General features: G+C 43.5%; 25 protein-coding genes. 2 read left to right on the top strand and 23 right to left on the bottom strand.

Annotation, left to right across the window (positions count from 1 at the left end; translation table 11 throughout):
• Positions 1-83: 83 nt before the first annotated feature.
• Positions 84-1,970, bottom strand: a complete 1,887-nt coding sequence (locus M1F97_RS00375) for a sucrose-specific PTS transporter subunit IIBC (RefSeq protein WP_247943831.1) — start codon at positions 1,968-1,970, stop codon at positions 84-86.
• Positions 1,971-2,350: 380 nt separating this feature from the next.
• Between M1F97_RS00375 and M1F97_RS00370 the strand changes: the two genes are divergently transcribed.
• Complete coding sequence (locus M1F97_RS00370; protein ID WP_247943830.1) at positions 2,351-3,805, top strand: sucrose-6-phosphate hydrolase; 1,455 nt, start codon at positions 2,351-2,353, stop codon at positions 3,803-3,805.
• Positions 3,786-4,751: a LacI family DNA-binding transcriptional regulator gene (locus M1F97_RS00365; protein WP_033606002.1), complete on the top strand. Its 966-nt coding sequence runs from the start codon at positions 3,786-3,788 to the stop codon at positions 4,749-4,751. The genes M1F97_RS00370 and M1F97_RS00365 overlap by 20 nt, the downstream gene beginning before the upstream one ends.
• 36 nt (positions 4,752-4,787) lie before the next feature.
• Here the strand turns inward: M1F97_RS00365 and M1F97_RS00360 are convergent, their stop codons facing one another.
• The 22 genes from M1F97_RS00360 to M1F97_RS00255 all read right to left on the bottom strand — a co-directional run bounded on the left by M1F97_RS00360 (position 4,788) and on the right by M1F97_RS00255 (position 26,698).
• Positions 4,788-6,062, bottom strand: a complete 1,275-nt coding sequence (locus M1F97_RS00360) for a hydroxymethylglutaryl-CoA reductase, degradative (protein WP_247943829.1) — start codon at positions 6,060-6,062, stop codon at positions 4,788-4,790.
• Positions 6,062-7,234 carry a hydroxymethylglutaryl-CoA synthase gene (locus M1F97_RS00355; RefSeq protein ID WP_247944306.1) on the bottom strand — a complete coding sequence of 391 codons (1,173 nt, stop codon included), beginning with the start codon at positions 7,232-7,234 and terminating at the stop codon, positions 6,062-6,064. Before M1F97_RS00355 ends, M1F97_RS00360 begins: the two co-directional genes overlap by 1 nt.
• A 118-nt stretch (positions 7,235-7,352) precedes the next feature.
• Positions 7,353-7,808, bottom strand: a complete 456-nt coding sequence (locus M1F97_RS00350) for a threonine/serine exporter family protein (RefSeq protein ID WP_000176900.1) — start codon at positions 7,806-7,808, stop codon at positions 7,353-7,355.
• A 1-nt stretch (position 7,809) separates the two neighbouring features.
• Positions 7,810-8,568 carry a threonine/serine exporter family protein gene (locus M1F97_RS00345; protein ID WP_247943828.1) on the bottom strand — a complete coding sequence of 253 codons (759 nt, stop codon included), beginning with the start codon at positions 8,566-8,568 and terminating at the stop codon, positions 7,810-7,812.
• Positions 8,569-8,655: 87 nt separating this feature from the next.
• Positions 8,656-10,539: a Stk1 family PASTA domain-containing Ser/Thr kinase gene (gene pknB, locus M1F97_RS00340; protein ID WP_247943827.1), complete on the bottom strand. Its 1,884-nt coding sequence runs from the start codon at positions 10,537-10,539 to the stop codon at positions 8,656-8,658.
• The gene (locus M1F97_RS00335; protein ID WP_247943826.1) at positions 10,536-11,276 is read right to left on the bottom strand and encodes a Stp1/IreP family PP2C-type Ser/Thr phosphatase; all 741 of its coding nucleotides are present in this window, start codon (positions 11,274-11,276) and stop codon (positions 10,536-10,538) included. Before M1F97_RS00335 ends, pknB begins: the two co-directional genes overlap by 4 nt.
• 15 nt (positions 11,277-11,291) lie before the next feature.
• Positions 11,292-12,605 carry a 16S rRNA (cytosine(967)-C(5))-methyltransferase RsmB gene (gene rsmB, locus M1F97_RS00330; RefSeq protein WP_247943825.1) on the bottom strand — a complete coding sequence of 438 codons (1,314 nt, stop codon included), beginning with the start codon at positions 12,603-12,605 and terminating at the stop codon, positions 11,292-11,294.
• The gene (gene fmt / locus M1F97_RS00325) at positions 12,598-13,533 is read right to left on the bottom strand and encodes a methionyl-tRNA formyltransferase (RefSeq protein WP_247943824.1); all 936 of its coding nucleotides are present in this window, start codon (positions 13,531-13,533) and stop codon (positions 12,598-12,600) included. Before fmt ends, rsmB begins: the two co-directional genes overlap by 8 nt.
• Positions 13,534-13,545: 12 nt before the next feature.
• Positions 13,546-15,942, bottom strand: coding sequence for a primosomal protein N' (locus M1F97_RS00320; protein WP_247943823.1), 2,397 nt, complete (start codon positions 15,940-15,942; stop codon positions 13,546-13,548).
• 65 nt (positions 15,943-16,007) lie between these two features.
• Positions 16,008-16,322 (bottom strand): DNA-directed RNA polymerase subunit omega, encoded by a 315-nt coding sequence (gene rpoZ / locus M1F97_RS00315; protein ID WP_002874282.1) that lies wholly within the window; start codon positions 16,320-16,322, stop codon positions 16,008-16,010.
• A 24-nt stretch (positions 16,323-16,346) separates the two neighbouring features.
• Positions 16,347-16,973 carry a guanylate kinase gene (gmk, locus tag M1F97_RS00310; RefSeq protein WP_125398958.1) on the bottom strand — a complete coding sequence of 209 codons (627 nt, stop codon included), beginning with the start codon at positions 16,971-16,973 and terminating at the stop codon, positions 16,347-16,349.
• A 134-nt stretch (positions 16,974-17,107) separates the two neighbouring features.
• A complete protein-coding gene (locus M1F97_RS00305) occupies positions 17,108-18,721 on the bottom strand; it encodes a ribonuclease Y (protein ID WP_247943822.1) in 1,614 nt (537 codons plus the stop codon).
• Positions 18,722-18,924: 203 nt separating this feature from the next.
• The gene (locus tag M1F97_RS00300; protein ID WP_247943821.1) at positions 18,925-20,022 is read right to left on the bottom strand and encodes a nucleotidyltransferase; all 1,098 of its coding nucleotides are present in this window, start codon (positions 20,020-20,022) and stop codon (positions 18,925-18,927) included.
• A 22-nt stretch (positions 20,023-20,044) separates the two neighbouring features.
• Positions 20,045-20,917 carry a hypothetical protein gene (locus tag M1F97_RS00295; RefSeq protein WP_247943820.1) on the bottom strand — a complete coding sequence of 291 codons (873 nt, stop codon included), beginning with the start codon at positions 20,915-20,917 and terminating at the stop codon, positions 20,045-20,047.
• Positions 20,918-21,024: 107 nt separating this feature from the next.
• Positions 21,025-21,765: a class I SAM-dependent DNA methyltransferase gene (locus M1F97_RS00290; RefSeq protein ID WP_247943819.1), complete on the bottom strand. Its 741-nt coding sequence runs from the start codon at positions 21,763-21,765 to the stop codon at positions 21,025-21,027.
• 205 nt (positions 21,766-21,970) lie between these two features.
• Positions 21,971-22,324 (bottom strand): ribosome silencing factor, encoded by a 354-nt coding sequence (gene rsfS, locus M1F97_RS00285; RefSeq protein ID WP_247943818.1) that lies wholly within the window; start codon positions 22,322-22,324, stop codon positions 21,971-21,973.
• Complete coding sequence (gene yqeK, locus M1F97_RS00280; RefSeq protein ID WP_247943817.1) at positions 22,325-22,918, bottom strand: bis(5'-nucleosyl)-tetraphosphatase (symmetrical) YqeK; 594 nt, start codon at positions 22,916-22,918, stop codon at positions 22,325-22,327.
• Complete coding sequence (locus M1F97_RS00275; protein WP_247943816.1) at positions 22,918-23,547, bottom strand: nicotinate-nucleotide adenylyltransferase; 630 nt, start codon at positions 23,545-23,547, stop codon at positions 22,918-22,920. The genes yqeK and M1F97_RS00275 overlap by 1 nt, the downstream gene beginning before the upstream one ends.
• A 50-nt stretch (positions 23,548-23,597) precedes the next feature.
• Positions 23,598-23,909 carry a ribosome assembly RNA-binding protein YhbY gene (yhbY, locus tag M1F97_RS00270; protein WP_247943815.1) on the bottom strand — a complete coding sequence of 104 codons (312 nt, stop codon included), beginning with the start codon at positions 23,907-23,909 and terminating at the stop codon, positions 23,598-23,600.
• A gap of 226 nt (positions 23,910-24,135) precedes the next feature.
• The gene (gene yqeH, locus M1F97_RS00265; RefSeq protein ID WP_247943814.1) at positions 24,136-25,242 is read right to left on the bottom strand and encodes a ribosome biogenesis GTPase YqeH; all 1,107 of its coding nucleotides are present in this window, start codon (positions 25,240-25,242) and stop codon (positions 24,136-24,138) included.
• Positions 25,243-25,244: 2 nt separating this feature from the next.
• A complete protein-coding gene (locus M1F97_RS00260) occupies positions 25,245-25,772 on the bottom strand; it encodes a YqeG family HAD IIIA-type phosphatase (RefSeq protein ID WP_247943813.1) in 528 nt (175 codons plus the stop codon).
• Between the two features lie 17 nt (positions 25,773-25,789).
• On the bottom strand, positions 25,790-26,698 hold the full coding sequence (locus tag M1F97_RS00255) for a magnesium transporter CorA family protein (protein ID WP_247943812.1): 909 nt from the start codon (positions 26,696-26,698) through the stop codon (positions 25,790-25,792).
• Between the last annotated feature and the right edge of the window lie 6 nt (positions 26,699-26,704).

Here is a 26,704-nt window from a genome sequence, read left to right as displayed (position 1 = left end):
TTAGTTTTTCCTCTGTAAATCTTACTATCTAATAAAAACGAACAAACATATCATTTGTTCGTTTTTACTTTAGAGAGGATTGATTAGATTTTCACTTCAATAACGGCATCACCCTTAACAACTGAACCGCTTGCGACTGGTGTCACAGAAGCGTAGTCTGCTGTGTTGGTTACGATAACCATTGTTGTGTCATCAAGACCTGCGGCAGCAATTTTGTTTGAGTCAAAGGTTCCAAGAACGTCTCCAGCTTTGACCTTGTCGCCTTGAGCAACTTTTGCTTCAAAGCCTTCGCCGTTCATAGATACAGTGTCGATACCAACGTGGATCAAGATTTCAGCTCCCTTAGCTGTCTTCAAACCAAAGGCGTGACCTGTTGGAAATGCGATAGATACTTCTGCATCAGCTGGTGCGTAAACCACGCCTTGGCTTGGTTTTACAGCGATTCCTTGTCCCATTGCACCACTTGAAAATACTGGGTCATTGACATTCTCAAGAGCAACTACGTCACCAACGATAGGAGTTTGGATTGTTTCATTTTGAAGAGCTACTGGAATGTTACCAGTTGTTTCTTCTTGAACCAAACGTTCTGTCGCCACTTCAGTAGCGACTTCTTCTTCATCCTCATAACCAAACATGTAAGTAAGGGCAAAACCAAGAACGAATGATACAGCTACCATAAGAAGGTATTGAAGCAATTGACCGTTACCAACGTACAACATTGTTCCAGGGATGATAGTGATACCATTACCAGTACCAGCAAGTCCAAGGATAGAAGCCAATCCACCACCGATAGCACCAGCGATCAATGAAAGGAAGAATGGTTTACGGAAGCGCAAGTTCACCCCGAAGATAGCAGGCTCTGTAATGCCGAGAAAGGCAGAAAGAGCAGCTGGGAAAGCAAGTGTTTTCAGTTTAGGATTTTTAGTTTTGACACCAACGGCAACAGTTGCAGCCCCTTGAGCTGTCATCGCTGCAGTGATGATGGCGTTGAATGGGTTCACATGGTCAGCAGCAAGCAATTGCACTTCAAGCAAGTTGAAGATGTGGTGCACACCTGAAACGACGATCAATTGGTGAACCCCACCGATGACCAAACCACCTAGACCAAATGGCAAACCAAGAATCGCTTTTGTTCCGAAAAGGATGTAGTTTTCAACAACGTGGAAGACAGGTCCGATGACAAAGAGTCCAAGGATAGACATGACCAAAAGTGTCACGAACGGTGTCACCAAGAGATCCAAGACATCTGGAACCACTTTGCGAAGAGCTTTTTCAAACTTGGCTCCAACAACCCCGATGATGAAGGCTGGAAGAACGGAACCTTGCAAACCAACAACAGGAATGAAGCCAAAGAAGTTCATAGCTGTTACTTCACCACCTGATGCTACTGCCCAGGCATTTGGAAGTGAACCAGAAACCAGCATCATACCAAGGACGATACCAACAGCTGGATTTCCACCAAATACGCGGAAGGTTGACCATACAACCAAACCTGGCAAGATGATGAAGGCTGTATCTGTGAGGATTTGGCTGTAAATGGTAACATCTTCTGGAAGTGTCATTCCAAGAGCATTCAAGAGTCCACGAACACCCATGAAGAGACCAGTTGCTACGATAACTGGGATGATTGGCACGAAAACGTCACCGAAAGTACGGATAGCACGTTGGAACCAGTTCCCTTGTTTAGCAGCTTCTGCTTTCATATCTTCTTTAGAAGATGTTGGCAAACCAAGTGCAACCACTTCGTCGTACATCTTGTTTACTGTACCAGTACCAAAAATGATTTGGTATTGACCTGAGTTAAAGAAAGCTCCTTGAACTTTATCCAAGTTCTCAATCACTTCCTTATTGATTTTCCCTTCATCTTTGACCATGACACGTAGACGGGTCGCACAGTGGGCAACACTGTTGACATTTTCACGTCCGCCAAGGGCTTCGATGACTTTTTTTGCAATATCCTGATTGTTCATTTGCAAAAATCTCCTTATAAAAATTTTGTTCTTGTTTGAAAGCGATTTTATTCGCCCTACGACTATTATTTTATCATGTTTCTAAAATATGTCAAGCGTTTTGCAGAATTTTTTGTTTTTGTTCTCTTCCTTATACTCATTTATGATAGTTTTTGATCGTATTCTTCTATTTCCTCATAAAAATATCCTTATGTTAGAGGACTCAAAGCTTTTGTTTTTCATTTTCTTTCATGTTTTCATGATAATTAACCAAATTCTCTTCTTTTATTTTGTGATAATCGTTTGACATTTTTTTCTCTTTTTCAACATAAAAGACTTGCTTTTTTTGCCGAAAACGTTTACTATTAATAATAGAATAGAACTTATGGAGGAAAGATAAAATGGAATGGACAACTGAGCGTCGTTATAGACCCTATGAAGATTGGACACAAGAAGAAATTCAACATATAAAGGAAAAGATGGCACAATCTCCCTGGCATACTCATTACCATGTTGAGCCAAAAACAGGACTTCTCAACGACCCAAATGGCTTTTCTTACTTTGATGGCAAGTGGATCCTATTTTACCAGAACTTCCCCTTTGGTGCAGCCCACGGTTTAAAATCTTGGGCACAGCTAGAAAGTGATGATTTGGTTCACTTTAGAGAAACTGGAGTCAAAGTTTTGCCTGATACTCCATTGGATAGCCACGGTGCCTACTCTGGTTCTGCCATGCAGTTTGGCGATCAGTTGTTCCTATTTTATACAGGAAATGTCCGTGATGAAAACTGGATTCGTCACCCTTACCAGATTGGAGCTCTTTTGGACAAAAGTGGCAAAATCACAAAGATTGACAAGGTCTTGATTGATCAGCCTTCTGACTCTACAGACCACTTCCGCGACCCGCAAATTTTTAACTTTAAGGGGCAATATTATGCTATCGTAGGCGGGCAGGACTTAGAGAAAAAAGGCTTCGTCCGTCTCTACAAGGCTGTGGACAATGATTACACAAACTGGAAAGCTGTTGGTGACCTTGACTTTGCTAACGATCATACTGCCTACATGATGGAATGTCCAAATCTGGTCTTTGTAGGGGAGCAACCTGTCCTTCTCTACTGCCCACAAGGTTTGGATAAGGACGTTCTAGACTACGATAATATCTTTCCAAACATGTACAAAATCGGGGCTTCCTTTGATCCTGAAAATGCTAAAATGGTAGATGTGTCACAACTTTATAATCTAGACTATGGTTTCGAAGCCTATGCGACTCAAGCCTTTAACGCTCCAGATGGACGTGCATTGGCAGTAAGTTGGCTTGGGCTACCAGATGTTTCTTATCCATCTGACCGTTTTGACTACCAAGGAACCTTCTCCTTGGTAAAAGAACTCACTATCAAAGATGGGAAACTCTACCAATACCCTGTCGCAGCTATCAAAGAACTTCGTGCCTCTGAGGAACCCTTTTCAAATCGTACTCAAACCAATAACAGCTATGAACTCGAGCTCAACTTGAAAGCCAATAGCCAGAGCGAGATTGTCTTACTTGCTGATGAAGAAGGCAAGGGACTTTCAATCAACTTTGACCTTGTCAATGGACAGGTAACTGTGGACCGTAGCCTGACTGGTGAACAGTACGCCCAAGAATTTGGTACGACTCGTTCTTGTCCAATCGACAAGCAAGCTACTACTGCCACTATCTTCATCGACAACTCCGTCTTTGAAATTTTTATCAATAAAGGAGAAAAAGTATTTTCTGGTCGCGTCTTTCCGCATGCCAATCAAAACGGTATCCTCATCAAATCTGGAAAACCAACCGGAACCTACTATGAATTAGATTATGGTCGCAAAACTAACTGATGTCGCCAAACTTGCTGGCGTCAGTCCCACTACCGTCTCACGGGTTATCAATAAAAAGGGTTATCTATCTGAGAAAACCATTCAAAAGGTTAATGAAGCCATGCGAGAGCTAGGTTACAAGCCCAATAATCTAGCTCGAAGTCTCCAAGGAAAATCTGCCAAGTTGATTGGACTCATTTTTCCAAACATCAGTCATGTCTTTTATGCGGAGTTGATTGACAAGTTGGAACACCAACTCTTCAAAAATGGCTACAAGACCATCATCTGTAACAGCGAGCACGACTCGGAAAAAGAACGAGAGTACATTGAAATGCTGGAGGCCAATCAGGTCGATGGTATCATTTCTGGAAGTCACAACTTGGGAATCGAAGACTACAATCGTGTGACGGCACCGATTATTTCCTTTGACCGAAATCTATCACCAGACATCCCTGTCGTCTCCTCTGATAACTACGGTGGCGGGGTCCTCGCAGCCCAAACCTTGGTCAAGACAGGAGCCCAATCTATCATCATGATTACAGGAAATGACAACTCTAACTCACCGACTGGACTTCGCCATGCTGGCTTTGCCTCTGTTCTCCCTAAAGCACCTATTATCAATGTTTCGAGTGACTTTTCGCCCGTCAGAAAAGAAATGGAAATCAAGAATATCTTGACCCATCAGAAACCAGATGCGATTTTTGCTTCGGATGATTTGACAGCTATCCTAGTTATCAAAATCGCTCAGGAACTGGGAATTTCTGTTCCTGAGGAGCTCAAGGTCATCGGCTATGATGGGACTTACTTTATCGAGAACTACTACCCTCATTTGACAACGATTAAGCAACCTATGAAAGAGATTGCCCACCTCACTGTTGATCTTCTCTTACAGAAGATTGAAGGCAAGGAAGTCGCGACAACTGGTTATTTCTTACCCGTTACTCTATTACCCGGTAAAAGTATTTAAACACAAGAAAACTCAGACCGATTCGTCTGAGTTTTTTTATGATCTTAAATTTTCCAGATAGCGCTGGGCTATCTCTAGGTTAAAGGTTTTATCTGCGATGAGGCGCTCAACTAGGAGAGCAACTTCAGACTCACTAGCCCCAGCTAGGAGAGCTAAGGATTTTGCCTGCAATTTCATATGGCCTTGCTGGATTCCCGTACTCACCAAGGCTTTGAGGGCCGCAAAGTTTTGGGCAAGCCCAATGGACACGATAATCTGAGCTAATTCTTTGGCAGAAGGATTCCCCAGTAGTTCATGACTGAGGGCTACACGTGGGTTGAGTCCGATAGAGCCACCCTTGGTCGCTACCGGCATGGGTAGGGTCATCTCACCGACCAATTCTTCTCTTTCCATGTCCAGCGTCCATTGACTAAGACCTTGATAGCGTTCATCTCGACTGGCAAAGGCATGGGCCCCGGCTTCGATGGCACGCCAGTCATTACCAGTGGCAATCAAAATCGCATCAATACCATTAAAAATCCCTTTATTATGGGTAGCCGCTCGGTAGGGATCAACCTGCGCAAACTGGCTAGCCAAAGCTATTTTCTCCGCAATTTCTCGTCCTTGGTCCCTTTGGGGACTCAAGTAGCGAAAGGCGATACGACAGCTTGCAGTCACCAGAGAATCAGTCGCGTAGTTGGACAGGATCCCCATAAGACTCTGCCCTTGACTGAGTTCTTCTAAGACTGGTTTCAAGGCTTCCAGCATGGTGTTGAGCATATTGGCTCCCATGGCCTCCTGGGTATCAACATGGAGATAAACAACGAGAAAGTCTGTTTCACCTTTGATCTGCTCGACATGCAAATCACGCGCCCCGCCACCACGTTTGACGATAGAAGGATAGGCTTGATTGGCAAGTCCCAAGAGCTCCGCTTTCTTGCTGGCAATCTTCTCTTGCGCTATATCTGAATTAGCAACTTGATAAAGGGCTACCTGACCAATCATCTGGCGCTGATGAACCTGAGCAATAAAGCCACCTGCTCGCTTGATGATTTTGCTGGCATAACTGGCCGCAGCAACTACTGAGGGTTCTTCTGTCACATAGGGAACTGTGTAGTCCTGACCGTTCACCAAAAGTTCTGGAATGATCGAATAAGGCAGAGAAAAAGTTCCCACCACATTCTCACTCAGCTGGTCTGCAACAGCCAAACTGATCTGTTCATCCTGCTCCAGACTGGTTTGCTTTTCAGGACTAAGGAGCGCCTGAGCTTTCAACAACTCTAGGCGCTCATGGTATGTTTTTTTAGAAAATCCATTCCAACTTATCTTCATTATTTTTCAACCTTGCTATAACGGCGTTGGTGGTCGACAATTTCAACCAAGGCATAGTCTTGATGTTCATAGCCTGCAAATTGGGCTGAACCAGATTCATCTAACTGCACCTCTTCGAAGAAGACTTTTTCATAGTCTGCAACAGACAATGCTGTACGTTGTTTGAGTTTGCTCAAGCGATCCTTATCAAGGTAAGCCTCATAGCCTTCGACCAATTCACCACTAAAGAACTCTGAAACCGCTCCACTTCCGTAACTGTAGAGGGCAATTTTATCCCCAGCCTTCAAATTCTCTGCATTTTCCAAAAGGGAGAGAAGACCGAGGAAGAGGGAACCTGTGTAGATATTCCCAATCATCTGACTGTAGAGAATGGACTTATCAAAGTTTTCTTGTAAACTATCCTGTTTTTCTTTAGACAAAGTTTTGTCCATCATCTTGCGCAAGCCTTTTAGGGCCAACTTAGGATAAGGCAAGTGGAAACAGATGGCCGCAAAGTCATCCATCGTCCAATCATAGCGTTTCTTGTATTCATCCCAAGTAGTTGTCAGGCAATCAAGATACTGTTGGGTCGAGTACATGCCGTTTACATAAGGAGTGCTTGAATAGTTCGGACGCCAGAAATCCATGATGTCTCGCGTTTGAGCAACGTTATCATTATTAAAAGCCATAATACGTGGATTTTGCGTGATTAGCATCGCTACACTTCCAGCACCCTGAGTTGGTTCGCCCGGAGTTCCAACACCATACTTGGCAATATCACTGGCAATGACCAAAACCTTAGACTCTGGAGAATTTTCCACATGCAATTTAGCATAATGAAGGGCAGCTGTCGCTCCATAGCAGGCTTCTTTGATTTCAAAGCTACGAGCGAAAGGCTGAATGCCTAACAAGCCATGAACAAAGACTGCCGCTGCCTTACTCTGGTCAATCCCTGACTCAGTCGCCACGATAACCATGTCGATTTCTTCTTTTTCTTTATCTGTTAAAATAGAGTTGCTTGCACTAGCAGCCAAGGTAACAATGTCCTCAGTCAGTGGTGCAATACTAATTTCATTTAACAAGAGTCCCTTGCTAAATTTTTCGGGGTCAACTCCCCTTGCTTCTGCTAGGTCTTGTAATTTCAAGACATATTGACTGGTCGCAAAACCAATCTTATCAATACCGATTGTCATATTTACCTCTGTTTTTTCATTCATTGTAAAAAATCGTTTCATTCTATTTTATCACAAATAGGGGCAAAAGAGAGAAAAAAGACTTGATTCACCAAATCAAGTCTTTGCTTTGACAGCCTTAGGAGGAGATTCCTCTCTGTTTTCGGATGTAGTAATAGAGCTTTAAAATCACCGTTCCACTTGCCATTCCAATAGAAATAACGAGGGCTAACATAACCACCAAAGTCGCGCTGGCAAGGGCATGGCTGTAATCGCCTGTCACAAAGAAAGCTGTCGTTCGATAGGATAAATAACCTGGCACCAAGGGAGCAAGAATAGCCAAGACAAAAACCACTGCTGGTGTCTTATAGACAATACTTAAAATCTGGCTGATACAAGAACCAACCACCGCTGCGATAAAGGTCGCAACGATGACATTAGTTGGTTCTTTGAGCACGAGATAGAGGAGCCAAACACCCATCCCCAAAACCCCACCAGGTAGAAGCATGGAACGTTGGACATTCAGTACGATTAGAAAGTTTATAATGGCGAGCAAACTCGCCACTGCTTGGAGTAAAATACTTGTTAGAGTCATCTTATGTCATCAAAACCAGGGCGACAGAAGTGCCGGCCCCTAAAGCGAGGGTAATGAGCAGGGATTCAAACATCTTGCTCATACCAGAGTTGATATGATTGGTCATGATATCTCGAACCGCATTTGTCAGAGCAATCCCTGGAACAAAGGGCATGACGGCTCCTGCTATGATTAGGTCTGCCGTCGAAGGAAATCCAGTATAGCGAGCCCAGAACTGGGCAATCAAGCCAAAAACAAAGGCACCTGCAAAAGCTGTTACAAAAGGAATTCGGATAAACTTCTCGACATAGAGAGAGAAAGCAAAACCAAACAAGGTCGCAACGCCTGCTCCAAAAGCATCATAGACATTGCCGCCAAACATAATCGAGAAGAAAGGAGCACTGAGGGTTGCTGCTACAGTCACTTGGAACTTGCTATAAGGAAGAGCTTGATTTCTGATTTCCTTCAGCTTTTTAAAAGCTGTAGAAAGATCAATCTGGCCACCCACAAGTTCTCGTGATACTTGGTTGACATCACAGACTTTTTCGATGTTATAGGAGGATGAGGTTACTCGTTTCATACGAGAAATATTGGTGTTTTCAATCGAAAAGAAAATAGCTGCAGGCATGGCAAGAACATTGCAATCCACTATTCCCTGTGAATGGGCAATGCGAATCATGGTGTCCTCAACCCGATGAATCTCCGAACCACTTTTCAAGAGAATGGTTCCAGCTAGCATAATCACATCAATGACAGCATTTAACTCTTTTGATTCGTCCATTTTCTACTCCTATTTTCTGCTCCCTCTATTCTATCACAAAAGTTCATGAAAAAAAATCTTTGTCATGAAATCATGACAAAGATTGGGTTAATTTCGTTCATTACTTGACGTTCTACTGCCATCTGAAGAATCCGTTGTAGGGTTGCTACCTTGATTGTTACTCTGTGAAGGCGTCGTGTCTGTTCCTGGATTTCTGTGTTGAGACGAACTTGATGAAGAAGGAAGTGGTTTTGGTTTATAAATAGAAATCTTAACACGTGTTTTATTGAGATCTACCTTTTCTCCAGGTTTAGGTTCCTGACTAACAACTGTTCCTGCAGTAGTTCCTTCAGGAGCAGTCGATACTTCCACAACTTCGATATTAGCTTCTTTTACACCAACAATCTGAGTCAAATTGTTCTTAGTAAATTCGAGACTTGAACCAATGTAACTTGGCATCGAAACACTGGTCACCTTCTTAGCAACTGTCAATACAATACTTGTTGCCTTTGTTAGGTCGTAAGTACTTCCTGCAGCTGGGGTTTGCCTAATGACTGTTCCTGGATCGCTTTCGCTAGATTCCTCTTCCTCGATCTTGATAAGATTTTCTGGAACCTTTTTTTCTTTGAGCTCTGCGACAACATCCGAGGACTTACGTCCTACATAGTTACTTAGTTGGAAGGATTGCTTACCTGAAGACACGATTAGATTTACTTTGCTTCCTTCTTTTCGACCACTTCCAGCTTCTGGGTCTGTTCGAATGACGCGACCTTCGGCTACTGTCTCACTGGCCTCTGCCTTTTCTTCACCTACTTCAAAATTAGCCTTTTTAAGGGCTTCTTTTGCCTCTGCTACTGTCTGTCCCGATACATTTGGAATGGCAATAGTCGCCGGAGTTCGGGAGAAGATCCAAATCAAAGAGGCTGCAACTAGCAAGGCACTGGCCAGTAAAATCATGTAGCGAGCTTTAAACTTCCGTTTTTTCGCTGATTTTGGTACTGGTGCTTCATCTACCACCTGCTGAGTCTGCTCTTTTGATTGAGGTCGCTCTAATTGTGGCTTAGCCTTCGGAATAGAGGTTAGAGTGCTTTGTGGAACTTTAGGCAAGGTCTTGGTATCAACCTTGCTTGCCTCATCAAAGACTAGCTTTGGTTCTCCCCTACGATTGTGAGACAAACAACTCGACAAGTCCACATACATTTCTGATACAGACTGGTAGCGATCTGTCAATTTCTTGGCCGTTGCCTTGATAACGACATTTTCCAAAGCTTGTGGTACTGCTGGATTCTCAGCGATAACAGATGGAAGTGGTTTTTGGAAATGCTGGAGGGCAATAGTCACTGCACTATCCCCATCATAAGGGATATGTCCAGTCAACATTTCATAGAAAATAATCCCCATAGCATAGATGTCACTCTGCACAGTTGCCTTGGAACCACGAGCCTGCTCAGGTGAGAGATAGTGGACTGAACCGAGCATGGAATTGGTCTGTGTCAGACTGGTCTCTGCAAAAGCCACGGCAATCCCAAAGTCTGTAACTTTGGCAGTTCCATCTGGTGTCAAGAGGATATTTTGAGGTTTCAAATCTCGGTGGATAATCCCTCTCGTATGCGCCAGACGCATCGCCAAGAGAATCTGTCCCATAATACGGACGGCTTCTTCATTTGAGAGAGGGGAGTGTTCTTTGATATAACGTTTGAGGTCAAGCCCTGCCACATACTCCATAGCTAGGTACTGCTGACCGTCTTCCTCACCGATATCTGTTATTCGAACGATATGGGGATGATCCAGATCCGCCATGGCTCTCGCTTCACGTTGAAAACGTGCCACAGCAATCGGATCTGTCTGATAGTTAGTCCTCAGGACCTTAACCGCCACTTCTTCCCCGTCTAGGATCAAATCCTTGGCCAAGTAAACATCCGCCATGCCTCCTCGACCAATCTGTTTGACAATCCGATATCGTCCGGCAAAAATCTTGCCGATCTGGATCATTCTACTTCCTCCTCATTCATGTGAACAAGGGCAACCGTGATATTATCTAAGCCTCCTGCATTGTTTGCAAAACGAATCAAAGTTGCCGCCTTGTCTGCCAAGGAAATATCACTCGTTACGATATCGTAGATATCGCTTCCTGAGATCATATTGGTCAAGCCGTCACTGTTGAGCAAGAGGTAGTCTCCTGGCTCTAGGCTAACCATGCCAAAATCTGGTTGAATTTCATCTTTTTGCCCAATGGATTGGGTAATGATATTTTTCTGCGGATGAACTTCTGCCTCCTCTGGAGTTAGCTGGCCAGCCTTTAGCAGAGCATTAACCAAAGAATGATCACTTGTGAGCTGGCGATAATCTTCACCACGGATCAAACCGATACGAGAATCACCAATATGGGCATAAATAGCTTGATTTTCAATAATGGCTACTGCTTCAAGCGTTGTTCCCATCCCCTTATAGGCTTCGTCTTTCCCCATCTGATGAATTTTTTGATTTTCAAGTTCCAGATAGTGGGCAAACCATTCACGGATCTCATTGACGGTGTCGATTTGGGTATCAACCCAAGCCACGCCCAGATCTGTCACCGCCATCTCACTAGCGATATTGCCTGCACGGTGTCCTCCCATCCCATCAGCCAAGAGGATCATGGTGCGCCCTGCTCGGTTGACAAAGTGATTGACATAGTCTTGGTTATTTGTTCGTTTCTGACCAACATCTGTTAATAATGCTATTTCCATTGTGTCAGTTCCTTCCTAATCTGATATCTTGCGGAATTGGCTGATAAAGAATCCATCACTTCCGTACAATTCAGGAGTGATCAAGATACAGCCGTCCTTCAAAATATCCTTGCATTCGTGTTCTAGTTTAACCTGCTCGAACTCAGGATGACTTTCTAAAAATGCCTCAACGACGTGAAAGTTCTCCTCTGAGACGATAGTGCAGGTACTATACGTTATTATACCACCTTTTCGTAAGGTTTGACAAACACTACCTAGTATTTCCAGCTGAATTTGCTGTAATGATGCGAAATCCGCCGTTTCTTTATTATATTTGATATCTGGTTTGCGGCGCAAAAGACCAATTCCAGAACAAGGAGCATCTACTAAAATCTTGTCAAAAGAGTCTTTTTCAAAAAACTCATGCACTTTTCTAGCGTCCAATTTTTGCGTTTGCACTCGATCTGCCACACCCAGACGTTGGGCGTTTTCTTGGATCAAGTCCAACTTGTGATCGTAAAGGTCTAAAGCTGTAACCTTACCGTATGTGAGGTAAGAAGCCATATGGGCTGTTTTCCCACCAGGAGCGGCACAGGCATCAAGCACTCGCTCTTCTCCTTGTAAATCAAGAGTCGGAGCAACCAATTGACTAGACTCATCTTGGATGGTAATGGCCCCTTCTGCGAACAAATCATGTCCTGCAAAGTGACCTTGCTCCTTGACCAGACCAGTGGCTGCCAAAGGGGAATCAGCCGCCTCTAACAAAGCTTTGATTTCCTCTTTTCGGCTCAAGTCGGTCACCCGAATACTGGCCTTGTTTCGCACCAAGAGACTTTCAAAGATGGCTTGCGCTCGCTCTTCACCGTATTCTTCCTTGAGTTTAGACACCAACCAAACTGGGAGAGAATAGGCAATGGAATCACGTTTGTTTTTGCGTTTGATAGTTGCAATATCTGGCCACCCTTCTCGCAAGATACGACGAAGAACAGCATTGACTAGCTTTTCACTGCCTTTTTTACGGAATTTAGCTATTTCCACCGCTTCATTGACCACTGCGTGATCGGGAATCTTATCTAGAAAACGGAGTTGGTAGATACTCATAAGAAGCAAGATATAAAGCCAGTTATCTAGCTTGTCTCGGTCTTCGATAAAATGAGACAAATACCATTCTAAGGTGAGTTTGCGGGCTACCGTTCCGTAGACAATCTCTGTCACCAAACCCTTGTCTGCTGCTGAGAGTTGACTCCCTTTGAGGTGTTTATTTAAGGCAATATTGGAATATGCTTGATTGACAAAAACATCCTCTAACACTGCTAGAGCTAGATTTCTAGCCGTTTCTACTTTAGTCACCAAATCGTTCTCCTACAGTCAATGTCCGTCCAACTCCGTTGAGGAAGGATACGATGTCCATCTTAGGTTTACCAGCTGGCTGCACTTGTTTGAGGGATAGAGCACCTTCAGCCGTTGCAACGATCAATTCCTTTTTGCCAATTGAGAGGATCTCCCCTGGATTGCCCTGACCTTCTACTGGTAGGGCTTCATAAATCTTAAAGCGGTCGCCCTTAAGGAAAGTGTGGGCAACAGGCCATGGATTCATCCCTCGGATTTGGTTGAAGAGTTGACGGTTAGTCTTATTCCAGTCCAACTTTTCTTCCTCTGGCTTGATATTTGGCGAGAAAGTGACTTGGCTTGGGTCCTGAGGCACAGGTTTGATCTCCCCAGCAATATAGGCAGGCAAAGTATCCAAAAGCAAATCTCGACCAACTATGGCCAATTTCTCAAACAAGGTTCCAACGTTGTCATCATCAGTGATGGGAATACTGCGACGGGAAATCATATCCCCTGCATCCATTTCCTTGACCATTTCCATAATGGTCACACCAACCTCCTCATCCCCTTGAATCAAGGCATAATGAATGGGGGCGCCACCACGGTGTTTAGGAAGGAGGGAAGCGTGAACATTGACCGCAAAATCCATGCTATCAAGAAGTTTACTTGGGAGAAACTGCCCAAAAGCAGCAGTGATAATCCCATCTGCCCCTAAATTCATAATGGCTTCCATCTCAGGACTTCCAGATAATTTTTCAGGCTGGTAGATAGGAAGACCCGCTTCTTTGGCAGCCTGCTTGACTGGGGTTTCTTGGATCACTTTTTTACGGCCGACAGCGCGGTCTGGCTGGGTCACAACAGCTAGAATCTCGTAACGATTATCTGATAACAGACCCTTCAAAACTGTCGCTGAAAAGTCGGGTGTTCCCATAAAGATTAGTTTTGTCATTTCTTCTCCTTCTTATAAAAATTGCTGCGGTTCGTGGTCAATGCTGAGACGAAGCTCGCTATTTTCCCGTTCTTGAGTCAAGGCCAAGACCTGATTGAGGGTTGGACCCAGCTCATCTTCTAAACGGTATTTAATCAAAATTTGGTAATGATACAGGTTGTGGGTGCGGGCAATGGGTTTTGGTGTTGGTCCAAGGATTTTACTAGCGCCCGATAAACCTGAGCGCAAAATCCCCATGACTTCATAGGCACGTTTGACAACCTCTTCTTCTTTCTTGTGAGAGAGGGTAATCCCAATAGTGAAATAATAAGGCGGATAGCCGAGTTGGCGTCTTATACTCATTTCATAGGCATAGAAACCTTCATAGTCCTGTTCTTTGGCAAAACGAATGGCATAGTGCTCAGGATTGTAAGACTGGATCAAGACCTGCCCAGCCTTTTCCGCACGCCCTGCACGGCCAGCCACCTGAGTTAAGAGTTGGAAGGTTCTCTCAGAAGAACGGAAATCAGGTAAGTTTAGGGCCGTGTCCGCATTGAGCACTCCGACTAGTGTCACATTTGGAAAATCCAAGCCCTTGGCAATCATCTGAGTTCCCAGCAAGATATCTGCTTCCCCTCGCCCAAACTGGTCAAGAAGAGCTTGGTGACTACCTTTCTTACGGGTCGTATCCACATCCATCCGCAGAATGCGTGCCTGAGGAAAGAGTTCTGCAAGCTCATCGTAGGCTTTCTGAGTCCCCGTCCCGTAGTAGCGAATACTGCGGCTCTGACAGTTGGGACAGACATGAGGAATTCCCTTCGAAAAGCCACAGTAATGGCAGTTCATGGTTTTGGTATCCATGTGGAGAGTCAGAGAAATGTCACAGTTGGGACAACTATCCACAGTCCCACACTCCCGACACATAACAAAGCTAGAATAACCCCGACGATTGAGCATGAGGACTACCTGCTCTTTTTTATCCAGACGGTCTTGGATGGCCTCTAGCAAAGGAGGCGTAAAGTTTGATGTTTCATTCTGCCCGATATAGTCCCGAAAGTCAATCACTTGAACCTCAGGAATCGTAGCCAAAGGATTGGCCCGTTGGGTCAGGCGTAAGTGGTGATAGACACCTTTGCCGGCCCGCGCACGACTCTCTAAGCTCGGTGTAGCCGAACCAAGGACCAGGGCCGCTTGATTGTACTGGGCCCGTAGAATAGCGACCTCTCTCGCATGATAACGCGGATTGCTGTCTTGCTTGTAGCTAGCTTCATGCTCTTCATCGATAATGATGACACCGAGATTTTTCAGAGGAGCAAAGATAGCTGATCGAGCGCCAACCACAACTTGAGCATCGCCACGCTCGACCTTGCGCCATTCATCGTACTTTTCACCATTGGAAAGGCCTGAGTGAAGGATGGCTACTTTCTCACCAAATCGAGCAATGAAACGCTCTGTCATCTGTGGAGTCAAGGAAATCTCAGGCACCAGCAAAATAGCTGTCTTGACCTTGTCCAAGGCCCCTTGGATAATCTGCAAATAAACCTCGGTCTTCCCACTTCCTGTAATCCCTTGAAGGAGGAAGGGAGGCTGATGACTGCCAATTGCACTGACAACCGCATCACGCGCCTGCCTTTGTTCAGGATTCAGTTTCAAAGATGTACTTGCTTCAATACCTTCGAAATAAGCAGCTGAGCGTTGAACTTCCTTTTGGACTATGGTCACAGCACCTTGTTCGACAAAGAAGTTGACTTGCTCCCGCGAGTAGGACTCTAGCAAACTAGCCAAGGAAGCACTCTCAGGATGAGACAGCAGATAGTCTCTTAGCTCTGCCTTTTTCTTAGCACGCGCAGAAATCTCAATTCCTTCTAACTGCTCGACATGAACCTCATACCAAGACTGGGTCTTGACCTTCTTCTGATCGACAGCCTGGTACTCTAAACGGAGCAACCCTTTTCTGGTCAAGCGCATCATTTCTGCCTGCTTGGCTAAATCTAGAGAAGAAAAGGCTAGCGAATCTTCAGAACCAAACAAGCGCTCTTTGTCCGCCTGACTTAGGCCTTCTAGAGGATAGAGAATCTTGTCATAGCTGGAGTTTAAAAATCCTGGAAGCATGGCTTTTAGGATGGAGATTTTGTAAGAAAAGACAGACTTACGTAGCTCCTCAGCCAGCCAGAGTTGCTCCTGAGTCAAGACGGGAGAAAAGTCCAGCACTTCTGCAATCTCTTTCAAGTCCTGATCTGCCACCTCTTCATCCGACTGGGACTCCAAGCCAAGAACAATTCCTTGTATCAAACGATTGCCCTTGCCGAAGGGGACATGGACCCGCATACCGACTTCCAGCATTTCCAGAAATTCCTCAGGAACCTTGTAACTGTATGGCTGGTCCGTCTGCATCAAGGGAACATCCACGATAATCTTTGCGATTGCCATTTTCTCACCTCCTTCTTGTCAGTAAATTCTAGCAATAGAAAAAATAAGATTGAGTCCCCCCAACCTTAAATTTTTTCACCATCTTCTTTTTCTTTAGCGATTTGCTCTTTGATTTTCTTTTCTTCTTCTTCTTTGCGGCGTTTTTCTTCTTCGATACGGAGACGAACCGCTTCACGTTTTCCTTCTGGATCTGGGTGAATGGTTACATTTCCAGACTCGATTTCTTCCAAAGCACGAAGAGTTGATTTTTCAGACTTAAACTCTTGAGTTGCTGGCGCGCCTGCTTCTAGTTCGTGGGCACGTTTTGCTTCCAAGATTACGAGTGAATATTTTGATGGCACCTTGTCGAGCAAGGTATCAATAGAGGGTTTTAACATCATTTGCTTGTACCTGTTTCCTATAGTTTATCGAGTAGTTGGAGATTTTGGCAACATCTCCTGATAGTGACCAATGACACGGTCCACACGGAAGTGTTCTGCTTCGATCACACGCTTGACACGTTCAGCAGCGAGGGGCACCTGATCGTTGACAATGGCATAATCATACTCACGCATGAGAGCAATTTCTTCCTTGGCTTTTTCGATTCGTTGGGCAATCACTTCAGCGCTATCTGTTCCACGACCTACCAAACGATCTTGCAATTCATCCAAATCTGGTGGCGTTAAAAAGATAAAAACAGCATCTGGAACCTTTTTCTTAACCTGAAGGGCTCCTTGGACTTCAATCTCAAGAAATACATCGATTCCCTTGTCCAAAGTTTCATTGACATAGGTCAGAGGAGTTCCATAGTAGTTACCGACATATTCTGCATATTCCAACATCTGACCTTGACGGATCAGCTCTTCAAACTCTTCACGAGTACGGAAGAAATAGTCTACCCCGTCCACTTCACTAGGACGTTGCGCCCGTGTTGTCATCGATACAGAGTATTGAAATTGATTCTCAGAACTCTCAAAAATCTCTCTTCTAACCGTTCCTTTCCCAACTCCTGAAGGACCAGAAAAAACGATTAGCAAGCCTCGGTCTGCCATTATGTCTCCTTTAGTTAGTCTGTGAAATAAAGTGAAATTTCTCTCGGATACTGATGATTGCGTCAGTTATCCTTCTACAGTCTTTCTATCTAGTGTAACAAAAAAGCAGTAATTTTTCAACTGCTCTTTCTTATTTATTTAGCATAATCTACTGCACGAAGTTCACGGATCACGGTTACCTTGATATTTCCTGGGTAATCGAGATTGTTTTCAATTTTCTCACGAACTTTGTGAGCCAAGATTGTGACTTTGTCGTCTTTGATTTGTCCTGGATTAACCATGATACGGATTTCACGTCCTGCTTGAAGGGCAAAGCTATTTTGCACTCCTTCAAAGCCATTGGCGATTTCTTCCAAATCGTGGAGACGCTTGATGTAGCTTTCAAGAGATTCACTACGAGCACCCGGACGCGCTGCACTCAAGGCATCTGCTGCAGCAACGATCACTGCAATGACGCTTTCGGCTTCGACATCGCCGTGGTGGCTAGCAATAGTATTCACCACAACTGGGTGTTCCTTGTACTTACGAGCCAACTCCGTACCAATCTCAACGTGGCTACCTTCAACCTCGCGGTCAATGGCTTTCCCGATGTCGTGAAGGAATCCAGCACGACGGGCAAGAGCTGCATTTTCACCAAGTTCACTGGCGATGATACCAGATAACTTAGCAACTTCAATCGAATGACGCAAGACATTTTGTCCATAAGAAGTACGGAACTGCAAACGTCCCATGATCTTCATCAAGTCTGGATGGAGGTTTGGCGCACCAATCTCATAGGCAGCAGCCTCACCATATTCACGGATTTTATTGTCAATCTCTTGACGGTTTTTCTCCACCAACTCCTCGATACGAGCTGGGTGGATGCGGCCATCCTTGAGCAACATTTCCATGGTCATACGAGCAATTTCACGACGAATCGGATCAAATCCTGACAAGGTTACCACTTCCGGTGTATCGTCGATGATGACATCAACCCCTGTCAAACTTTCAAAGGTACGAATATTTCGACCTTCGCGTCCGATAATGCGTCCCTTCATGGTATCATCTGGTAGGTGAACTGTTGAGTTTGTTGACTCTGCTACATAGTCACCAGCGATACGCTGCATAGCCTGAACCAAGATATCTTTGGCAATCTTGTCTGAACGTTCCTTCACTTCTTGCTCAGCCTCACGAATGCGGCTAGCAATTTCCTTGGTTAAGTTTTCCTCTGTCTGAGCCAAGATAATATCTCGAGCCTCACTCTGGGAAAGGGAACCGATACGTTCAAGTTCAGCTTCTTTTTGTCTTTCGACTTCCTCTAATTGCTCTTCACGTGCATCAAGGTTTTTTGCTCTATCAGAAATACTTTGTTCTTTTTGTTCAAGTGTTTTTTCTTTGTTCGTCAAATTGTCGTCCTTACGGTCAAGGCTCGTAGCTCTCTCCGTCAAACGACTTTCAATTTGCTTGAGCTCCTGACGTTCTGACTTAAATTCAGCGTCCACTTCTTCACGGTATTTTCTGGCTTCCTCTTTGGCCTCCAATAGTGCTTCTTTTTTAAGAGACTTGCTTTCGCTCTTGGCTTCATTTAGCAATAAATCCGCTTCGCGCTCAGCTTGTCCTCGTAAATTAGTTGCTTCTTGTTCAGCATTTAGAAGCATCAACTCTGCAGCTTCTTGAGATGATTTCATCTTCGCTGAGATGCTGACATATCCAATGACTAAACCAATGATGACGGCAAAAACAGCAATCGCAAGTGTCATGATTTCCATGTTTTTACCTCATTAAATTTGTTTATCGAATGACATACATTCCTTAATATTCTATCATAAAAAACCGATTTCCACAAACCCAAATTGAAGAGTTTTGTGTGAATTTTAGGAGAAAGTTCTGAAATCCCCAAACAAACTTTCTAACACTTAAAAATGACATTTTCATTAAAACATACAATAAAAAAGCCTACCTTTCAGTAGACTTAGTTTGTTTCTTTTCTTATGGGAATTCTTCCAAAATTTTGCTCTGCTATACTTGGCTGTCCCAGTTGGTAAATCTGGTCTGCCTTTTGGGTCATGGCATCCCAATGTTCTTTGCCAATCCGGCTGACTAGATGGACCTGCTCTTTCAGAGACTTGAGGTGTTGTCTGCCTTTTTCAGTAAAGCCAAGAACATGGACGGCTTCTGGCAAGTCGCTTTCTCTGGCTTGCACTAGGATATAGGTCAAGAGACGTCGCACACGCGCCTTGGTGTAGCGTTTGGTCGCAACTGCCTCGACCAATTCTTCTACAGACTGAGCTGTCTTGATGGCAACCTTGATGCGCACTGCCATTTCTTGATTGACCTGATAGATGGTGGTTAGGTCTGGATTTGACAAGATTTGATAGCGGAGCAAGGGAAAATAGTCTACCCAGCTCACCTTACTGGCCTGCTCAAAGAGGTCAACAGTAGGCATAAAGCGTTCTAAGAAATCTTTGTCCCTCAGGTGCTGACGGAGGGCTGTCGCCGAGGCGAAGTCCACATCCTTGTCCACAGAATGATAACCCGCTCCCTGACGCTGAATCGGCTCAAGCTTGATGTTTTGTCCTGCAACCGCCTTGGCATAGGCCAGAGCAAGGACATGATTGGGCGTATTGCCTGAAAAATCTAGACCTGCAAATTCCTTCCACATGGCTTGGGTTTTCTGAGGATAGGAGAGGGAATCAGGAAGATTTTCCACAAAATTCTCCATCTCTTGACCACACTCTGCGTATAAGTCAGCAATTTTCTGATAGTCCAGAACTTCCTCCGTTCCAAAGGCTAAGGTATCAATCCCCAAACAAGCTAAGATATCCACAGCTCCTTGACCGAAGAAATCAGCTGCCTGAACACTGACTAGAAAGGGCAATTCCACTACCAGGTCTGCTCCATTCTCTAGCGCCATCTGAGCTCGTGTCCACTTGTCCACGATAGCAGGCTCTCCACGCTGCATGAAATTTCCAGACATGGCCACGATTTTCAGTCCCTTCGCCTGCTCAAGCAGGTATTTATGCCCATTATGAAAAGGATTGAACTCTGCGATAATACCTGTGATGGTCATGGTAATCTCCTACTACTAGACTTTACTTCTTATTATATTTATTAGATTCAACTATTTTAAAATCTCTATCTAATCGAGAAATTGTATTAAACAATTCCATAACATTAGTAACATATTGATCTGAACAATTTATCTCTTTAATAATAAACCTCAATTTTTTTATTTTATCCTTTTCTTTTGAACTAACAGCCAAATCTTGAAGTTGTTTCACAAGAATACTAACGCTATCAATATCATCAATGGAATCATTTTGAGCAATATTTCTTGTTTTTGTTCTCAAAATATTTTCTATAATTCTGATAAATTTAGGCCGTTCAAAATCTTCTAGTACCAAAATTGCAAGTGACAAATAAAGTAACTCTATATTTCCTTTCAAAGAATATATTACTTTGTATTCTCGTAGATACTTCTGAATCTTCTCTCTAATAAAACGCGTACGTTTCAAATTGTAATTTTCACTTTCATATATCACCTGAACAATCGAAATTAAAGATAACCCTATAGCTAAATAGAATTGAAATGCCGTATTACTGGAATCAGGCGAAATATCATTTACATTTCCTGTAAAAGCTATTCGAGCAATATACCAATTTAAAACAATTGAAGCTATCGCTATTATTAAAATAAATAAGTGATTCACTAATTTTCGACGACCTAATATCAAAATTATCAGATAGATAACTATCCAAAAAACTAAACTTATCGTCCATAAATAGTTATATGAAACATGACATGTTTTAAAAGCAGAATTCAAAAACAAAGAACAAACATAGCCTAGGATAGAAAAAAATGGCGAAATAAATATCCAAAAGATTATGCTGTTCGTACTTATTTTACCACCACTAGAAGAAGAAAAAAATCTCGTACTAAATCCTTGATATTCTTTCAAATTCATTGAAAAAAATCTCTTAAGCATAATACACTCTAATATGACCACAACCACAATCAAAAAGAATCCTAACATTATTACCTCAATCTATTTTGCCAAATCATTCAGGCATCCTACTTCTGCGCGACAAAAAACCAACGGGTAGTGGTTGCTGTTGGCTCCTTGTCCTCAAAGTCCGCATAGAGTTTGAAAGACTTGAATCCAGCCTGTTCCAGCAAAATATCATAGGTCAAAACCTCATAAGTTCGCTCCTCATGCACTTCATCGTGGCGACTAAAGGAACCGTCAGCCTCCTTGATAAAGAAGGTCAACTCATGCACGATGGAGTGAGGAGCTGCGTCCTCGTAGGTATCCCAGAGCATGGCAAAATCTTCTGCATTTTCATGGTAAGAATAGCCTGGAAAAACTTCATCTGTCTGGTAGGTCGAATGGACATCAAAGATAAATACCCCATCTTCGTTAAGGGCATTATAGACTTCCTTAAAGACGTCCCCAACTTCCACCTCATCCTGCATGTAGCAGATAGAATCCGAATAACAAGTGACAAAATCATATTTACCAGCCTTAGACAAATCCAGCATGTTGCCCTCAATAAAATCAATCTTTTGCTTGGCTGAAGTAGCTCTCTTTTCAGCAATCTTCAGCATATCCGCGCTCAAGTCCAGTCCAGTCACCTCAAAACCAGCCTGAGAAAAGCGCACAGACTGGATGCCTGTCCCACAAGCCAATTCCAAAAGCTTCTTTCTCTCCTTGGTCTTAGGCAAATGACGCTGCGAAAAATCCGTCCATTTATTGTATAAACTATCATCCATCACAGCATCGTAAACAGCCGCAAAGGTTTCATAAGTTGCCATAATTAAGATACAAAGAGCGTTAAAAGCAAGGAGAAAATAGGAAACTTTCTGCTGTATCGTCAGATACAAAGAAAGTTTATCTTTTTCTCGCAGCTTTTAGCTCGTGTTCAGTTTCGAGATGAACAAAACACGACGCCCTCACCTTTCTATCCATTTTTTCTATAATAAGCAAATAAACCCAGTTGACTGCAACTGAGTTCATCTTCTACGCCAGAGTTTCAGATAAATCTACTGAATCCGCCTCATGCCATAGTTTTTCAAGGTTATAGTGGGAACGCATTTCTTCTGAAAAGATATGCACGACGATTCCACCGAGGTCCAACAAGACCCAGCCTCCCGCTGCATCACCTTCGACATGGCTGCCTTTAACACCAGCATCAGCTACTTTTTCACGGATGTTATCAGCGATTGCGTCCAACTGACGGCTATTCATCGAGCTAGTGATAACAAAGTAGTCTGTCACACTGGTCAAATCTTGTACATCAAGTGCAAGGATATCCTCCGCACGTTTCTCATCAGCCGCTTTCACGACTAGTTCTAGTAATTCTTTTTCGTTCATTTAGTCCTCTTTCAAATAGTGCACAAAGGCGTTATAGGTTTCAAGGGTTTGGGGATAGATGGGAAATCCTTGATGAGCCAAATGCTCCACAGTTCGTGCCGTTTCATAGGCCACCGCCTTATTGAGCGATAGCTCAGCAATCTCACGCGCCACATCCACTCCCGGAAATGCTCGGTTATGCTCGATATAGTCTGCGACATAGACAACCTTATCTAAGTCTGTCATCTGACCAGCTCCGACTGTATGGATTTCAATGGCCCGCAGGATCTCAGAATCTTTCAAATTCAAATCTTCCTGAATCTTGTAGATGCCAACCATGCCATGCCAGACATTATTGCCCCAGTTTTTGAGGTCAGGGTCTAGCTGATAACGGGCAATCAAGTTTAGAAATTCCTGATCTGACAACTTTTTAGCATAGTCGTGGAGAAGTCCTGCTAGACCTGCTTTCTCACTATCCACATCAAAGCGCTGAGCCAGTTCTATGGCCGCACGTTCTACACCCAAACAATGGGTTAAGCGTTTTTCAGGTAGAAGCTCTGTCATTTTTTCCAACAAAGCCCCACGTGAACAGTTAATATAGTCTTGATAGGCCATCAGTAGATCCCCTCCTTCTCGATGTAGTCTAGCACTGGCTGAGGTAGGAGAAAGTTGGGTTTCCGACCTTGGGCAATGAAGTCACGCACCATGCTGGAGGAGATATCCATGAGAGGTACATCTACCCAGATGACTGGATAGGAAGTCCCTGCCTTGTAGCGTGGGCGCTGAACTCCAACAAACTGAACCATGTCGACCAGCTCATCAATTCGGTACCACTTAGGTAGATAGTCCACCATGTCAGCTCCGATAATGAAGTAATAATCCGTATCTGGATGTTGCTCTGTCAAAATCCTCATGGTGTCGTAGGTATAGGAAATGCCCTTGCGCTCTAGCTCAATGGTTTCAATGGCTAGACCTTCAATCCCCTCAATCGCTAACTTAAGCATTTTAAGACGATGGTGCTCAGGGATGGTTTCTTTTTTATCTACATGAGGTGGTTGGTATTCGGGCATAAGCAAGACCTGATCCAGTCCCAACTGTTGTCGTACTTGGTCCGCAACAATAAGATGGGCATTGTGAACGGGGTTAAAATTTCCCCCTAAAATCCCAACTTGTTTACGTTTTTTCTCCTTGATTTCTGGCTCCAACTCTACCTTGGTAAAGGGAGTCAATAATTCGATTGCCATAGGCTCGTCTTCCTTTAATTCTCTGTAAAAACAGTTGTTTGGAGTAGGTTTTAGATTTCTTTGACTTTTTTAGAAATCTTGCGATTTTCTTTCTTGCTAGATTGTTTAAATAAGATCAAGATGCGTCCGATTTTTTGGACAGTATCCGCACCGATTTCTTCTTCTAAAATTTCAGCTACTTCGTGGATGTTTTCATCTGTGTTTTGTAAGAGAGTAACCTTGATCAATTCACGTGCGTCAAGAGCCTGACGAACACTGGTTTTGATTTGGTCGTTGAGACCATTTTTCCCGATTTGGATAATAGGTTTGAGGGTGTGTGCCTGGCTGTTGAGGAAGGCACGTTGTTTTGATGTTAATGACATAATCTTTCTTCCTTTTTTGATAGTTATTTTAGGTGGTGAGGGACGGTCGGAACTAATTTTTCAAAGATTTCATCTTTGAAAAATGGATTTCCTGACCTCACAATTGAGCCTAAGTCTCAATTTTGCCCCTTGCCAATCTCAATCTAAAGATTGGCAATCACACCACGGCAATAACTATCTTTGTATGAGCTCACTTTGTTCGCTCAATAATTCTATAATGATACTTTTAAATAATTGCTTTTCGTGTAACGACTGCGACGCCTTCTGGTGCCCAGACGGCGACTTTGGCGTTGCCTGTTACTCGGATCCAGCCTAGTCCTGAGATGACTAGGTCTGTCTTGTCCTTGATGGTAAAGACATGCTGAACAAGCTTTGGAAAATCTTCTTTTTCCTTATTGTTAGGAGGTGTGAGGAGGGTTCCAAGGTGCTTGTCATAAAAAGCACTAGCGCCTTCAAGCTTAGTACGATGGAGTTTGAGTTCATTATCAAAGAAAGCTGTGAATCCTTGCTTTTCTCCTGATATAAAGTCAAATCGTCCTAGACCACCTAAAAACAGGGTTTGTTCCGGATTGAGCTGATAGGTTTTTGGCTTGATTTCCTTTTTAGGGCTGACATACTTGAGGTTTTTGGCCGTCAAGTAATGAGCCATCTGGTGACGATGGATGATTCCCGGCGTATCGTAAATATAAGATCCGTCGTCAAGTGGAATCTCGATCTTGTCCAAGGTTGTCCCTGGGAAACGCGAAGTCGTGATGACATTCTGGTCACCCGTGATTTCTTGGATAATGGCATTGATAAGGGTTGATTTTCCAACGTTGGTCACGCCAACCACATAGACATCACGTCCCTTACGGTAGTGTTCAATCTTGTCAATGACTTCCTTAATGGCATGTTTGTTTTGGGCTGAAGTCAGGACGACATCCACAGGGCGAAGACCTTCTTCGTGGGCACGCTCCATGAGCCATTGGCTAATCTTGCCCGGTTTAACAGACTTGGGTAGAATATCTTTTTTATTTCCAACCAAGAGGACATCATTGCCCGACACAAAACGTGGCAAACCTGGGATGACAGAGCCATTAAAGTCAAAGATATCAATGACATTGACCACCAAGGCATCACTGTCTCCCACCTCGTGCAAGAGCTTGAGGAAATCATCGTCTGTCAACTGGACATCCGTGATTTCATTGTAGTGGCGGAGACGGAAACAACGTTGGCAATAGACTTCGCCAGTCTCCAAACCTTTTTCGAGTGCTGATTGGGGAGTGAAGCCAAGACCAGCCTTGTCTGTCGTCTGAATGGTTGCTCCACAACCAATACAGAGAATTTCTTCCATAGTTAAATTCCTTTTTTATATGTAATCGGTCCGTACTTTTCAGTAATTTGCTTCATGACACGGCGCTCGCGAGCTCGGTTAATCTGCGTTTTGATGGAGTCGTGTTGGACCAAGGGTTTGACTAAGATTGAGCGAATGCCTGCACGATGAGCCGCTCGTATATCTGTCATGAGTTGATCGCCGACCATGACCACTTCATTTTTTTCGTAGTGAAATTCCTTCATAGCACGGTCAATCCCAAATGTGAAGGGCTTCAAGGCCCAATAAACGTAGTCAATCCCAAACTTCTCAACTGCTCGTTGAACCCGTTTTTTGGTATTATTTGAGACCACGATGACACGAATACCTGCGTCACGAAGGTCATGTAGCCATTGCTTCATCTCTGGCGTCCCATCAGGGTTGTTCCAAGCAATGAGGGTATTGTCCAAATCGACCAAAACAGCCTTGATTCCCTGCGCCTGCAGGCTTGGGACTGTCAGATCATAGACTGCTCCCACAGCAAAATCTGGCATATAATTTTCAATTGCCATTCTGGCTCCTTTTCTTTTTAATTTCTAGCAATTTTCTTTAAACATTGAGCTAAGACTGCCCATAAAATTAGACTGGCTAATAAAATATAAATCCAAGCATTCGGTTCATCTGTAAACGGTAAAGGAACATTCATTCCGAAGAATCCTGTAATAACCGCAAGGATAGCCAGCAAGACTGAGATAATGGTCAAAGTTGTCAAATTATCATTCAAATTATTATTTAGGATGTTGTTGTAAGAGGCTGAGAGTTGTTGCAAAACTTGAGAAATCAAGTCTGTCATCGAAACCAACTGATGGGCTTCAATCATAGCATCATCAAACTGCTCTCTTTCTACCTCATTAAGATTGCGATAAAGAGCATGCCCTTGGATATGTTCCAAGAGGAGACGATTTTGTTTGGCAGCAGCTGTCAGGTAAACCATACCGGTTTCCAAGTCAGAGAGGGCAAAAAGATTTTTTTTAGTTGTTTTTTGACGAAGAAGTGCACTGATTTCATCCTTACTTTTATCCATCTCTTCAATAACTGGATAATAAGCATTACTAATAATCTCTAAACTGGCAAAAAGAAATTTGTAGATGGAAATAATTTCATGGCTTTCAAGATAGGTCGCCATGCGTTTAATCACATAAGTATTCTTGTGATTGCTGATAGTAATCAGCCGTTGTTTTTCAACGATAAAGGTCATTGGAATCGCTTCATAATATTCTTTGTCTTTTTCTAAATCAAGAACATTATAAATGAAGGTTACCGTCCCCGTTTCACGGTTATAATCCATGTGGGCTCGTTCATTTCTATCTAGAGCATACTCGATGGTTTCCTTGTCCAATCCATAGATGTCAGAAAGATCTTCCATATTTTTAATCTTGTCCACATCAAGGTCTATCCAGGTACAATCATGACCTAGTTTTTTCTCTACAAATAGCATACTCTC

It is taken from the genome of Streptococcus oralis (genome assembly GCF_023110435.1).
GTDB classification, from domain to species: Bacteria; Bacillota; Bacilli; order Lactobacillales; family Streptococcaceae; genus Streptococcus; species Streptococcus oralis_CF.
The sequence above is the reverse complement of the archived record's forward strand: the minus strand, read 5'-3'. Positions and strand labels throughout refer to the sequence as shown.

Excerpts from the sequence above, each read along its gene's own strand:
- M1F97_RS00375 (WP_247943831.1), bottom strand. The coding sequence starts at position 1,970 with ATGAACAATCAGGATATTGCAAAAAAAGTCATCGAAGCCCTTGGCGGA.
- M1F97_RS00370 (WP_247943830.1), top strand. The coding sequence starts at position 2,351 with ATGGAATGGACAACTGAGCGTCGTTATAGACCCTATGAAGATTGGACA.
- M1F97_RS00365 (WP_033606002.1), top strand. The coding sequence starts at position 3,786 with ATGGTCGCAAAACTAACTGATGTCGCCAAACTTGCTGGCGTCAGTCCC.
- M1F97_RS00360 (WP_247943829.1), bottom strand. The coding sequence starts at position 6,062 with ATGAAGATAAGTTGGAATGGATTTTCTAAAAAAACATACCATGAGCGC.
- M1F97_RS00355 (WP_247944306.1), bottom strand. The coding sequence starts at position 7,234 with ATGACAATCGGTATTGATAAGATTGGTTTTGCGACCAGTCAATATGTC.
- M1F97_RS00350 (WP_000176900.1), bottom strand. The coding sequence starts at position 7,808 with ATGACTCTAACAAGTATTTTACTCCAAGCAGTGGCGAGTTTGCTCGCC.
- M1F97_RS00345 (WP_247943828.1), bottom strand. The coding sequence starts at position 8,568 with ATGGACGAATCAAAAGAGTTAAATGCTGTCATTGATGTGATTATGCTA.
- pknB (WP_247943827.1), bottom strand. The coding sequence starts at position 10,539 with ATGATCCAGATCGGCAAGATTTTTGCCGGACGATATCGGATTGTCAAA.
- M1F97_RS00335 (WP_247943826.1), bottom strand. The coding sequence starts at position 11,276 with ATGGAAATAGCATTATTAACAGATGTTGGTCAGAAACGAACAAATAAC.
- fmt (WP_247943824.1), bottom strand. The coding sequence starts at position 13,533 with ATGACAAAACTAATCTTTATGGGAACACCCGACTTTTCAGCGACAGTT.
- M1F97_RS00320 (WP_247943823.1), bottom strand. The coding sequence starts at position 15,942 with ATGGCAATCGCAAAGATTATCGTGGATGTTCCCTTGATGCAGACGGAC.
- rpoZ (WP_002874282.1), bottom strand. The coding sequence starts at position 16,322 with ATGATGTTAAAACCCTCTATTGATACCTTGCTCGACAAGGTGCCATCA.
- gmk (WP_125398958.1), bottom strand. The coding sequence starts at position 16,973 with ATGGCAGACCGAGGCTTGCTAATCGTTTTTTCTGGTCCTTCAGGAGTT.
- M1F97_RS00305 (WP_247943822.1), bottom strand. The coding sequence starts at position 18,721 with ATGGAAATCATGACACTTGCGATTGCTGTTTTTGCCGTCATCATTGGT.
- M1F97_RS00300 (WP_247943821.1), bottom strand. The coding sequence starts at position 20,022 with ATGACCATCACAGGTATTATCGCAGAGTTCAATCCTTTTCATAATGGG.
- M1F97_RS00295 (WP_247943820.1), bottom strand. The coding sequence starts at position 20,917 with ATGAATTTGAAAGAATATCAAGGATTTAGTACGAGATTTTTTTCTTCT.
- M1F97_RS00290 (WP_247943819.1), bottom strand. The coding sequence starts at position 21,765 with ATGGCAACTTATGAAACCTTTGCGGCTGTTTACGATGCTGTGATGGAT.
- rsfS (WP_247943818.1), bottom strand. The coding sequence starts at position 22,324 with ATGAACGAAAAAGAATTACTAGAACTAGTCGTGAAAGCGGCTGATGAG.
- yqeK (WP_247943817.1), bottom strand. The coding sequence starts at position 22,918 with ATGGCCTATCAAGACTATATTAACTGTTCACGTGGGGCTTTGTTGGAA.
- M1F97_RS00275 (WP_247943816.1), bottom strand. The coding sequence starts at position 23,547 with ATGGCAATCGAATTATTGACTCCCTTTACCAAGGTAGAGTTGGAGCCA.
- yhbY (WP_247943815.1), bottom strand. The coding sequence starts at position 23,909 with ATGTCATTAACATCAAAACAACGTGCCTTCCTCAACAGCCAGGCACAC.
- yqeH (WP_247943814.1), bottom strand. The coding sequence starts at position 25,242 with ATGGAAGAAATTCTCTGTATTGGTTGTGGAGCAACCATTCAGACGACA.
- M1F97_RS00260 (WP_247943813.1), bottom strand. The coding sequence starts at position 25,772 with ATGGCAATTGAAAATTATATGCCAGATTTTGCTGTGGGAGCAGTCTAT.
- M1F97_RS00255 (WP_247943812.1), bottom strand. The coding sequence starts at position 26,698 with ATGCTATTTGTAGAGAAAAAACTAGGTCATGATTGTACCTGGATAGAC.